Consider the following 10,517-nt stretch of genomic DNA (forward strand, 5'->3'; position numbering starts at 1 on the left):
GGGCGGTCACCAGTAGCCGGCCATGATCTCCCGCGCCCAATCGGGCTCGCGGACCCGGCCGCGCGGGTCGAAGCCGGTCATATGCGGCTTGATGTCGAAGACGGGCGAACCCGCGATGGCATCCAGCCCGCGGACCCGCAGCACCAGGCCCTTCGCGGACAGCAGCGCGCAGGTGGTGACGCCCAGCCGGTTCGGCCGCGGCGCGCCGCGCTGCGCCAGGATGCCCATGCGCGGCCAGTCCTGGCGGCCGCGCGGGTGGCGCGCATCGTGCTCCACCGCCGCGGCGTCCAGCCGGTGGAAGCCGAAGACCACGAGGATATGGCTGAACTGGTCGAGCCCCAGCGCCGCATCCGGCCCCAGCACCGCCGGGTCCAGCCGGATCTCGGCCTCGACGCTGTCCCAGCCATCGTCCAGCGGCTCCGCTCTTCCGCCCTGCACCGTGCCGATCGGCAACAGCTTCATTGGAAGATCGGCACGGCGGGCATGTCCGGCGTCGCCGCCGGCGGGGGCAGGTCGATGATGACGGTGCTGGGGTCCTGCCGCGGCGTGCGGTCCAGCCAATAGGTCACGCTCTGCGGCCAGAAGATCACGACGGCCACCAGCAGCAGCTGCAGGCCCAGCCAGGGAATGGCGCCCCAGTAGATGTCCCGCGTCAGCACCGATTTCGGCGCCACGCCGCGCAGGTAGAACAGGGCGAAGCCGAAGGGCGGGTGCATGAAGGCAGTCTGCATGTTGATGCAGAGCAGCACGCCGAACCAGACCAGGTCGATGCCCAAGGATTTCGCCACAGGCGCCAGCAGCGGAATGACGATGAAGGCGATCTCGAAGAAGTCGAGGAAGAAGGCCAGGAAGAAGACGAAGATATTGACGAAGATCAGGAAGCCGGTCTGCCCGCCGGGCAGCAGCCCCAGCAGGTGCTCGATCCAGATGCCGCCGTCGACGCCCTGGAAGACCAGGGTGAAGACCGTGGCGCCGATCAGGATGAAGATGACCATGCTGGTGATCCGCATGGTATTGCCCATGGCTTCCCGGATCAGCGGCCAGGTCAGCCGCCGGTTCAGCGCCGCCAGCACTACGGCGCCCACCACGCCCATGGCGCCGGCCTCGGTCGGCGTCGCCAGGCCCAGGAAGATGGTGCCCAGCACCATGAAGATCAGCGCCATGGAGGGCACCATGCCCTTCAGCACCCGCCACCACAGCCGCCAGTCGCGCGGGGCCAGCGCCTCATCCGGCAGGGGCGGCACCTTGTGCGGGCGGAAGATCGAGACCAGCCAGATGAACAGCAGGAACAGCGCCACCTGCAGCAGGGACGGCCCGATGGCGCCCGCATACATGTCGCCCACCGACTGGCCGAGCTGGTCCGACAGCACGATCAGCACGAGGGAGGGCGGGATCAGCTGGGTGATGGTGCCCGAGGCCGCGATGACGCCGGTGGCGATCCGCATGTCGTAGCCGTAGCGCATCATGATCGGCAGGCTGATCATGCCCATGGAGATCACGCTGGCGGCGACGGTGCCGGTGATGGCGCCCAGGATGGCGCCCACGATGATCACCGCATAGGCGAGGCCGCCCGGGATCTTGCCGAAGAGCTGGCCGGTGCCCTCCAGCAGGTCCTCCGCCAGGCCGCAGCGTTCCAGCACCGCGCCCATCAGGGTGAAGAAGGGGATCGCCAGCAGCAGGTCGTTGGACAGGATGCCGAAGACGCGCAGCGGCAGGTTGCCCAGCCAGGCTTCCGGGAAGAAGCCGAGCTCGATCGAGATGAAGCCGAAGAACAGACCGACGGCGGCCAGCGAGAAGGCCGCCGGGAAGCCGATCAGCAGGAAGATCACCAGCCCGCCGAACATCAGCGGCGGCATGATATCCTCATGGAGCATCTTGTTTCCCTAGGCTCCCGGGCTTCGCAGGGGCAGGCGGGCGGTCACTGGTCGGGCCGGGCATAGGTGGCGAAAAGCTGGCCGCGCGGCAGCTCGATCCCGCGCAGCACCGCCACGCGCTTCACCAGTTCGGAAAAGCCCTGCGCGAACATCAGCGCGAAACCCAGCGGCAGCAGCAGCTTGGCCGGCCAGCGGATGAGCCCGCCGGGGGAGGAGGAGACCTCCGCCCGCGCCCAGGAGTCGAGGAAGAAGGGCCAGGTCATCCAGGCCAGCAGCGCCATGGCCGGCAGCAGGAACAGCGACAGGCCGAGGATATCCACCCAGATCCGCGCCCGCTGCCCCAGCGCGCCATAGACCAGGTCGACGCGCACATGCTCGTTCCGCCGCAGCGTGTAGCTGGCGCCCAGCATCACCATGCCGGCGAAGCAATACCATTGCAGCTCCAGCCAGGCATTGGACCCGGCGGAGAAGCCATAGCGCAGGAAGGCATTGCCGGCGCTGACGGTGCAGGCGATCAGCACCAGGTAGTCGGCGATCCGCCCGAAGCCGGCGGTCAGGGCATCGACACCGCGGCTGAAGGCGAGCAACGGGCCCAAAGGACGCACCCCCCGGATTGGTCGGGCCTCGCCCGCCAGAGATTCGGGCCCCGAAGGGTGACGGAGGTGACCGCGCGCGGGCTCCTCCGGCCACATCCGGCGCCGGGCGGCTGCTGTAGCGCCGGCGGGCGGGCTTGGAAAGCGGCTTCGCGGGGTGCGCGCCGCCGGGAAAGCCGCGGTCCCGCGAGACTTGATGGCCCGGCGCCCCGCCGCCCCCTTCTGCCCGCCGGCCCAGGCTTCTATCCTCGGCGGCGGTGACCCGCTTCGCTCCCCTGCCGTGCTGACGGCGCTGCTCCTCACGCTGGCGGGCCTCGGGCTGCTGGCGGTGCTGGCCGTGCCCCTGGCGCGGCTTCCGCAGACCTTGCGCTGGGCCGGCGCGATCGTGCATGGCGGCTGCCTGCTGGCTGCCGCGGTCATTGCCGGATGCGGGCTGGCCGGGCTGGCGGGCGGGGGCCTGGCGCCGCAATTCCTGCCGCTCGGCGTGCCGGCGCTGGTCGCCGTGGATGCGCTCTCCGCCTGGTTCCTGCTGCTGCTGGGGCTGGCCGGGGCCTGTTCGGCGCTGTTCGGGCTGGCCCATGCGCAACATGCCGCGCCGCGGCTGCTGGTGGCCTATCCGCTGTTCCTGGCCGGCATGCTGCTGGCGCTGGTCGCGGCGGATGGTTTTGGGCTGGTGCTGGGCTTCGAGGCGATGTCCCTCGCCTCCTGGGTCCTGGTCGCGGCCGATCACACGAATGCCGAAAGCCGCCACGCCGCGCGCCGCTACCTGGCCTTCGCCGTCTTCGGCGGCATCTGCCTGGTGCCGGCGGTGGGGCTGCTGGCCGCGGCCTCCGGCGACCTTTCCTTTGCCGGCATCCGCGCTGCGCCGCCGCAGGGTTTCGTCGCCGCGGCCGTGCTGGCATTGGTGGTGGCGGGGGCGGGGGCCAAGGCGGGGCTGGTGCCGCTGCATGGCTGGCTGCCGCTGGCCCATCCGGCGGCCCCCAGCCATGTCTCCGCCCTGATGTCGGGCGCCATGACCAAGGTGGCGGTCTATGTGCTGGCGCGGCTGCTGCTGGACCTCTCCGGCCCCGCGCAGCCGCTGTGGTGGGGCGTGCCGCTGCTGGTGCTGGGCGCGGCCTCCGCCGTGCTCGGCGCGCTGCGCGCCAATCTGGAGACCGACACCAAGACCCTGCTGGCCTGCTCCACCATCGAGAATATCGGCCTGATCTGCATCGGGCTCGGCCTGGCCGCCTGTTTCCGCGCGGCCGATCTCGGCGTGCTGGCCGGCCTGGCGGCGGGCGCGGCCCTGCTGCATGCGCTGACCCATGCGCTGTTCAAGTCGCTGCTTTTCCTCGGCCTGGGGGAGGTGGCGCATGGCGCGGCCTCCCGCCAGCTGGACCGGCTGGGCGGGCTGGTCCATGCCATGCCCTGGACCGCGGGCGCGGTGCTGGTCGGCGCGGCGGCGGCCGCCAGCCTGCCGCCGCTCTCGGGCTTCGCCAGCGAATGGCTGCTGCTGCAGGCGATGCTGGCGGCCTGGCGGGTGGGCGACCTCGCCTTCCAGGTGCTGGGTGTGGCCGTGGTGGCGGCGGCCGCGCTCGCCGCGGCGCTGGCGGCCTCCGCCATGGTGCGGCTGTTTGGCCTGGCCTTCCTCGGCCGGCCGCGCACGCCGCGCGCGGCGGGGGCCACGGATGGCGGCTGGGCGGCGCGGCTGGCGCTGCTGCTGCCGGCGGGGCTGACCCTGCTCCTCGGCCTGCTGCCCGGGCCGATGCTAGCCCTGGCGGAGGGCGCGGTGCAGCTGCTGGTGCCGCATGGCATGGTGGAGCGCGGCAGCCTGGCCATGATCCGCGTGGGCGATGGCGGGGCGCGCTACCTGCCGCTGGCCCTGGCGCTGCTGCTGGCGGTGGCGGGGGGCGCGATCTGGTGGGCAGTGGCGCGCCGCGCGCCGGCCGGCGTGGCCCGGTCGGCCGCCTGGGATTGCGGCTTCATGGCGCCGCCGCCGCACCTGCCCTTCGGCGATCCGCTGACGCAGCCCTCCGCCGCCGGCTTCGGCCAGCCGCTGCGGCGGATGCTCGGCGGGTCGGTGCTGGCGGCGCATGAAGCGGTGCGGATGCCGCCGCCGGGCGATCCAGGCCCGGCGCGGATCGAGGCCGGCTTCGCGGACCCTGCCGAGGCCGGGCTGCTGGCCCCGCTGGCGCGGGCCCGGGATGCGCTGGTGGTCCGGGCCGAAAGCCTTGGAAAACTGCCGCTGACGGCGACGCTGATGCTGCCTTTCGGCACGCTGGTGGCGCTGCTGGCGCTGGCCGCCTGGCTGGAGGCGGGCTGATGGAGGCGCTTGCCGCTCTGCTCACCCAGGCGCTGCACCTGGCCCTGGTGCTGGCCGCGGCACCGCTGGTGGTGGGCGGCACGCGCTGGCTGAAGGCGCGGATGATGGGCCGCACCGGCGCATCCCCGCTGCAGCCGCTGCGCGATTTTTTCAAGCTGCTCCGCAAGCGGCCGGTGCTGGCGGAGAATGCCAGCTGGATCAGCCGGGCCGCGCCCTATGCGGGGGCCACCGCCGCGCTGGCCGCGCTGGCGCTGGTGCCGAGTTTCGCCCGCGGGATGGCCCTCGCGCCGCTGGCGGACCTGGTGCTGATCGCGGGGCTTCTGGCGGCCGGGCGCGTGGCGCTGGCGCTGGCGGGCATGGATGTCGGCACCGCCTTCGGCGGGCTGGGGGCGGCCCGGGAAATGTCCTTCGCGGCGCTGGCGGAACCGGCGCTGCTGCTGGTGGCGCTGGTGCTGGCCATGCTGGCCGGCAGCACGGGGCTGGAGGCGATCGGCACCCTGTTCCAGGATGGCAGCCTCGGCCTGCGGGTCTCCCTCGGCCTGGCGCTGGTGGCGCTGCTGGCGGTGGCGCTGGCGGAGAATGGCCGCATCCCGGTGGACAATCCGGCGACCCACCTGGAGCTGACCATGGTGCATGAGGCCATGCTGCTCGAAGCCTCCGGCCGCCACCTGGCGCTGTGGGAGGCCGCGGCGGCGCTGCGGCTGACCCTGTGGCTGGCCCTGCTGGCGGCGATCTTTTTCCCGTTCGGCACGGCGCCGGTGGGCTTCGCGCCGCTGGGCTGGCTGGTGGGCCTGCTGGCCTGGGGGGCGAAGATGGCGGTGCTCTGCCTGGCCCTGGCGGCGCTGGAGAGTGCGATCGCCAAGATGCGGGTCTTCCGGGTGCCGGAATTCCTGGGCACCGCGCTGCTGCTCGGGCTGCTGGCGGCGCTGCTGCTGTTCCTGTCGACGAGGCTGGCGTGAGGGGCGGCGGACAGCTCCCTCTCCCCCCGACGGGGGGGCGTTGCGGCAGTGCCGCAACCCCCCCCCATCGGGTGGAGAGGGCTTTCGGGGCGCCCCCGCCATGACCTTCGGCAGCACCGGCTACGACATCGCCCATCTCCTCGGCGGCGGCATCCTGCTGCTGTCCTTCGTGCTGCTCTACCAGCGGCGCCTGGATGCGGTGATCAATGCCTTCGCCGTGCAGGGCGGGCTGCTGGCGGCCGCCGCGGCCTGGCAGGCCTATGTGCAGGCCGCGCCCGGCCTCTACATCACCGCGCTGCTCGCCTTCGGCGCCAAGGCGCTGCTGATCCCGCTCGCCCTGCGGCTGCTGCTGCGGAGGCTCGGCCTGCATCGCACGGTGGAGACGGCGCTGGGCATCGGGCCCTCCCTGCTCGCCGCCGTCGCGCTGGTCGGGCTCGCGGTGATGGTGGTGCTGCCGGTCACCGCGGGACAGGCACAGGCGGTGACGCGGGAGAATCTGGCCCTGGCGCTGTCCGTGCTGCTGCTCGGCATGCTGATGATGATCGCGCGCCGCAATGCCATCAGCCAGGTGATCGGCCTGCTGAGCCTGGAGAACGGGCTGATCCTGGCCGCGATCGGCGCCCAGGGCATGCCGCTGGTGGTGGAGCTTTCGACCGCGGCCCTGGTGCTGATGCTGGCCCTGGTGGCCGGCATCGTGGTCTTCCTGCTGCGCGACCGGATGGCGACGCTGGATACCGGCTTGCTGGACCGCCAGCGGGGGGAGGGTCCATGACTCTCCCGCTGCCCTGGATCATCGTCTTCCTGCCCTGGGCGGGTGCGGTGCTGCTCGCCCTGCTGCCCCCGGCCGGGCGGCTGCCGGCGCTGGTCAATTGCGGCGTCTCCGCCGCCAGCGCGGCCCTGGCGCTGGCCCTTCTCGCGGCGCCGGAGGGGGTGCAGGGCTGGACGCGGGTGGATGGGGTGAACCAGCCGCTGGTGGCGCTCGCCGGCCTCATCGCCCTGGCCACCGCCATCTTCTCCGCCGCCACGGTCGCGGCCGAGCGCTTCGACGGGCTGCGCGCGCGCGCCTATCACGCCGCCTTCCAGATCTTTGTCGGCGCGCAGTTCCTGGCACTGCTGGCGGACAATCTCGGCGTGATGTGGGTGGCGATCGAGATCGCGACGCTCGCCTCCGTGCTCATGGTCGCGGTGCATGGCACGCCTGCGGCGATCGAGGCGGCCTGGAAGTTCTTCCTTCTCTGCGGCGTCGGCATCGCGCTGGCGCTGTTCGGCACCATCCTGCTGTATCTCGCGGCGCAGCCGCTGGTCGGCCACGGCGATTCCGGCCTGTCCTGGGCGGCCTTGCGGCTGGTGGCGACGCGCTGCGATCCGGGGATTCTCTCGCTCGCCTTCGTCTTCCTGATGGTGGGCTATGGCACCAAGGCCGGGCTGGTGCCGCTGCATGCCTGGCTGCCGGATGCCGAGGCCGAGGGGCCGCTGCCCATCTCCGCCGTGCTCTCCGGCCTGTTGCTGAATGCGGCGCTGGTCGCGGTGCTGCGGGCCAAGGCCATCGTCGACCTGAACCCCGGCGCGCTGGAGCCGGGGACCCTGCTGCTGGGCTTCGGCCTCGCCTCGCTGCTTCTGGCCTCCCTCGCCTTGTGGCGGCGGCGGGATGCACGGCGGCTCTTTGCCTGGAGCAGCATCGAGCATATGGGGCTTTCGGCCATCGCCTTCGGGCTGGGCGCCAATCTCGCGGGCATGCTGCACCTGATGGGCCATTCCCTGGTGAAGAGCGCGGTCTTCTTCGGCATCGGCGCGGCGGCGCAGATCAAGGGCAGCCAGAAGATTTCGGACATTAGCGGGCTGGCGGGCAGCCATCCGGGGCTGGGCTGGGGGCTGGCGCTGGGCATTGCGGGGCTGGCGGGTCTGCCGCCCTTTTCGCTGTTCGTCTCGGAATTCCGGCTGGTGACGGCCGCCGCCGCCACCCAGCCCTGGCTGCTGCTGCCCCTCGGCCTCGGCCTGCTGCTGGCGGGCGCGGCGCTCGTGCGGGCCCTGCAGGCGCTCTGCCTCGGCCCGGCCACGCCGGATGCGCCGGTGGCGGGCGCCTTCGCCCTGCCCGGCGGGCTGTGGTGGGCCAGCGGGCCGGTCTGGGCGCTGCTGGCGCTCTCCGTCCTGCTCGGCTTCGCGCTGCCGGCCTGGCTTGCCGCGCTGCTGGGCGATGCGGCGAGGCTGCTGGGATGAGCGTCAGCGCCCTGATCCGCCGCGGCACGCCCGCCCCCTGCCACCCCGTCCCGCGCCACATCCTGGCGCCCGAGGATTTCGCCCGCCTGCCCGTCGCGCTGCTGGAGGAGCCGGGCGTCGCGCTTCTGTCGCTCTGGGCGGAGCCGGCGATGGTGCATGTGGCGCTGCTGGAGGAAGCCAGCGCCACCCTGCTGCTGGCCAGCACCCCGGCGGAGGGCGGCCACTATCCGGCGCTCTCCCCCGCCCGGCCCGGCGCCGTGCGCTTCGAGCGGATGATCCGCGACCTCTGGGGCCTGCAGGCGGAGGGGGCGGTGGATTTGCGGCCCTGGCTCGACCATGGGCGCTGGCCGCTTGTCGCGCCGCTCGCCGCGCGCCCGCTGCGCAACCTGCTGCCGGCGGAACAGCCGGTCTTCCTGCCCATCGAGGGCGAGGGCTGGCACCAGATCCCGGTCGGGCCGGTGCATGCGGGCGTGATCGAATCCGGCCATTTCCGCTTCACCGTGCAGGGCGAGCTGGTGGTGCGGCTGGAACAGCGCCTGGGCTACAACCACAAGGGCACGCTGGGCCTGATGCTGGGCAAGTCGCCGCGCACCGCGGCGCGCTTCGCGGCCCGCCTGTCCGGCGACAGCACCGTGGCGCATTCCCTGGCCTTCGCGGAGGCTGCGGAGGCCGCCACCCGCACCATCCCGCCGCCACGCGCCATCTGGCTGCGCGCCGCGATGCTGGAGCTGGAGCGCATCGCCAACCACCTGGGCGACTGGGGCGCCGCCTGCAACGACGCGTCCTTCGCCTGGCCGCAGGCGCGCTGCGGGCTTCTGCGCGAGGGTCTTCTGCGCGCGAATTTCGAGGCCTTCGGACATCGGCTGATGATGGACCGGGTGACGCCGGGCGGGGTGGCGGCGGATCCGCTGCCCTCGGGCATCGCCGCCATCCTGGCCGCCCTGGCGGCGGTGGAGGCGGAGCTGCCGGCGCTGGCCGCGGTCTATGACAGCCATGCCAGCCTGCAGGACCGGGTGGTGGGCACCGGCGTGCTGGCGCCGGCCCTGGCCGCGGGCTTTGCCGCCGGCGGCGTGGTGGGCCGCGCCTCCGGCCGCGGCTTCGATGCCCGCCTGGCCTTCCCCAATGGCCCCTTCGCCGGCGGCCCGCCCAGCCTGGCCCTGCGGGAGGAGGGCGACGTGGATGCCCGGCTGCGGGTGCGGATGGCCGAGATCCCCGAAAGCCTCCGCCTGGTCCGCCGCATCCTGGCCACCCTGCCGCCCGGCGAGATCTACGCGCCGCTGCCGCAGCAGGGCGGCGAGGGCCTGGCCCTGGTCGAGGGTTTTCGCGGGGAGATCGTCACCTGGATGGCACTCGACGATGGCGGGCTGATCCGCGCCGTCTTCCCGCGCGACCCGTCCTGGCTGCAATGGCCGCTGCTGGAAGCCGCGATGGAGGGCAACATCGTCGCGGATTTTCCCTTGTGCAACAAGAGCTTCAACTGTTCCTACAGCGGGGTGGACCTGTGATGGCGCCGCCCGGGGCAACCATGCCCGCGGCCGGGGGCCGAGGCCGCGAAGGCGGCGCGCGCCCGCCGCCTGAGGGCAGGGAAAGATGAGCGGCCGTCATGGCGCCCGGGCGGCGCGAGGGGCTTCGGGGCTCTTCACCATCACCCTCATCAAGCCCGGTCCCGGCCGCGGCATCCTCGAACACTGGGGTTATGACGACCGCGCCCATGCGCTGGACGAGATCGGCTGGCTGGCGGAGCGTGTCGCCCCCGGCACCGAGCTGGTGCTGCGCGACCCGGAAGGCAACGACCTGTTCCGCGTGGCGAGGACCGCATGAAGGGATTCGACAAGATGCTCTGGCCCAGGCTGGCCCGCGCCATCGTCGCCCGACCGCTGAGCGAGCCGGTGCAGGCGCCGCCGGAGGAGGTGGTGCAGGCGCTGGCGGCGAAGCTGGAGAGCACGGCCCGCGCCCGGCTCGGCCGGAGTCTCGCGATCCGCCATGTCGATGCCGGGTCCTGCAATGGCTGCGAGCTGGAGATCACCGCCATGTCCGGCGTGCTCTATGACCTCGAGCGCTTCGGGCTGCGCTTCGTCGCCTCCCCCCGCCATGCCGACGTGCTGCTGGTGACCGGCCCCGCCAGCCGCAATATGCGGGAGGCGGTGGAGCGCACGCGGGCGGCGGCGGCCGAACCCTGTTGGGTGGTGGCCGCCGGGGATTGCGCGGTGGATGGCGGGGTCTTCAAGGGCAGCTATGCGGTGGAAGGCGGCATCGCGCAGCTGCTGCCGGTGGATCTGCTGATCCCCGGCTGCCCGCCGAGCCCCGCGCAGATGCTGGAAGGGCTGCTCGCCCTGCTGCAGGCCCAGGCCGCCCCCGCCGCGCGCTGAGGCGGCCCGGAAGCGTCAGCCGACCGGCGTGGTGGCCGGCTGGCGGCTGCGGCGCGACTGGCCAGGCTGGCGGCTGGCGCGGGCGGTGCGGGTCTCGGCGCTGCGGGCGCGGCGGGCCTGGGCGGTCTCGCGCCGGCTGCTGCGGGTGGCCGCGCTGCGGCTGCGGCGCGGCGTGGTGCTGGCGCTGCGGCGGGTGCGGCGCG

At 73.1% G+C, this 10,517-nt stretch carries 10 protein-coding genes; 7 read left to right on the forward strand and 3 right to left on the reverse strand.

The features are described 5' to 3' along the window. Nucleotides 1-6: 6 nt before the first annotated feature. The 3 genes from ACTIF1_RS25475 to ACTIF1_RS25485 are packed head-to-tail and all read right to left on the reverse strand — an operon-like array spanning nt 7 to nt 2,461. Nucleotides 7-462 (reverse strand): SAM-dependent methyltransferase, encoded by a 456-nt coding sequence (locus ACTIF1_RS25475; protein ID WP_439599272.1) that lies wholly within the window; start codon nt 460-462, stop codon nt 7-9. Further along, the gene (locus ACTIF1_RS25480) at nt 459-1,874 is read right to left on the reverse strand and encodes a TRAP transporter large permease (protein WP_439599273.1); all 1,416 of its coding nucleotides are present in this window, start codon (nt 1,872-1,874) and stop codon (nt 459-461) included. Before ACTIF1_RS25480 ends, ACTIF1_RS25475 begins: the two co-directional genes overlap by 4 nt. A gap of 44 nt (nt 1,875-1,918) precedes the next feature. Beyond that, the gene (locus ACTIF1_RS25485) at nt 1,919-2,461 is read right to left on the reverse strand and encodes a TRAP transporter small permease subunit (RefSeq protein ID WP_439599274.1); all 543 of its coding nucleotides are present in this window, start codon (nt 2,459-2,461) and stop codon (nt 1,919-1,921) included. Between the two features lie 202 nt (nt 2,462-2,663). Here ACTIF1_RS25485 and ACTIF1_RS25490 point away from each other — a divergent pair, with 202 nt between their 5' ends. From ACTIF1_RS25490 to ACTIF1_RS25520, 7 genes are all read left to right on the forward strand, one after another. Next, nucleotides 2,664-4,769: a proton-conducting transporter transmembrane domain-containing protein gene (locus ACTIF1_RS25490; RefSeq protein WP_439599275.1), complete on the forward strand. Its 2,106-nt coding sequence runs from the start codon at nt 2,664-2,666 to the stop codon at nt 4,767-4,769. Next, on the forward strand, nt 4,769-5,728 hold the full coding sequence (locus ACTIF1_RS25495) for a respiratory chain complex I subunit 1 family protein (protein WP_439599276.1): 960 nt from the start codon (nt 4,769-4,771) through the stop codon (nt 5,726-5,728). The genes ACTIF1_RS25490 and ACTIF1_RS25495 overlap by 1 nt, the downstream gene beginning before the upstream one ends. A 100-nt stretch (nt 5,729-5,828) precedes the next feature. Further along, a complete protein-coding gene (locus ACTIF1_RS25500; RefSeq protein WP_439599277.1) occupies nt 5,829-6,500 on the forward strand; it encodes a hydrogenase-4 component E in 672 nt (223 codons plus the stop codon). Further along, complete coding sequence (locus tag ACTIF1_RS25505) at nt 6,497-7,945, forward strand: proton-conducting transporter transmembrane domain-containing protein (protein WP_439599278.1); 1,449 nt, start codon at nt 6,497-6,499, stop codon at nt 7,943-7,945. The genes ACTIF1_RS25500 and ACTIF1_RS25505 overlap by 4 nt, the downstream gene beginning before the upstream one ends. Further along, nucleotides 7,942-9,450 carry a hydrogenase large subunit gene (locus tag ACTIF1_RS25510; protein WP_439599279.1) on the forward strand — a complete coding sequence of 503 codons (1,509 nt, stop codon included), beginning with the start codon at nt 7,942-7,944 and terminating at the stop codon, nt 9,448-9,450. The genes ACTIF1_RS25505 and ACTIF1_RS25510 overlap by 4 nt, the downstream gene beginning before the upstream one ends. Nucleotides 9,451-9,535: 85 nt before the next feature. Beyond that, on the forward strand, nt 9,536-9,766 hold the full coding sequence (locus tag ACTIF1_RS25515) for a hypothetical protein (RefSeq protein WP_439599280.1): 231 nt from the start codon (nt 9,536-9,538) through the stop codon (nt 9,764-9,766). After that, nucleotides 9,763-10,314, forward strand: a complete 552-nt coding sequence (locus ACTIF1_RS25520; protein ID WP_439599281.1) for an NADH-quinone oxidoreductase subunit B family protein — start codon at nt 9,763-9,765, stop codon at nt 10,312-10,314. The genes ACTIF1_RS25515 and ACTIF1_RS25520 overlap by 4 nt, the downstream gene beginning before the upstream one ends. Nucleotides 10,315-10,517 lie beyond the last annotated feature (203 nt).

Origin of the sequence: Falsiroseomonas sp., assembly GCF_051860665.1 — a bacterium.
Classification (GTDB): domain Bacteria; phylum Pseudomonadota; class Alphaproteobacteria; order Acetobacterales; family Acetobacteraceae; genus Falsiroseomonas.

Excerpts from the sequence above, each read along its gene's own strand:
- ACTIF1_RS25500 (WP_439599277.1), top strand. The coding sequence starts at position 5,829 with ATGACCTTCGGCAGCACCGGCTACGACATCGCCCATCTCCTCGGCGGC.
- ACTIF1_RS25490 (WP_439599275.1), top strand. The coding sequence starts at position 2,664 with ATGGCCCGGCGCCCCGCCGCCCCCTTCTGCCCGCCGGCCCAGGCTTCT.
- ACTIF1_RS25515 (WP_439599280.1), top strand. The coding sequence starts at position 9,536 with ATGAGCGGCCGTCATGGCGCCCGGGCGGCGCGAGGGGCTTCGGGGCTC.
- ACTIF1_RS25495 (WP_439599276.1), top strand. The coding sequence starts at position 4,769 with ATGGAGGCGCTTGCCGCTCTGCTCACCCAGGCGCTGCACCTGGCCCTG.
- ACTIF1_RS25480 (WP_439599273.1), bottom strand. The coding sequence starts at position 1,874 with ATGCTCCATGAGGATATCATGCCGCCGCTGATGTTCGGCGGGCTGGTG.
- ACTIF1_RS25475 (WP_439599272.1), bottom strand. The coding sequence starts at position 462 with ATGAAGCTGTTGCCGATCGGCACGGTGCAGGGCGGAAGAGCGGAGCCG.
- ACTIF1_RS25510 (WP_439599279.1), top strand. The coding sequence starts at position 7,942 with ATGAGCGTCAGCGCCCTGATCCGCCGCGGCACGCCCGCCCCCTGCCAC.
- ACTIF1_RS25520 (WP_439599281.1), top strand. The coding sequence starts at position 9,763 with ATGAAGGGATTCGACAAGATGCTCTGGCCCAGGCTGGCCCGCGCCATC.
- ACTIF1_RS25505 (WP_439599278.1), top strand. The coding sequence starts at position 6,497 with ATGACTCTCCCGCTGCCCTGGATCATCGTCTTCCTGCCCTGGGCGGGT.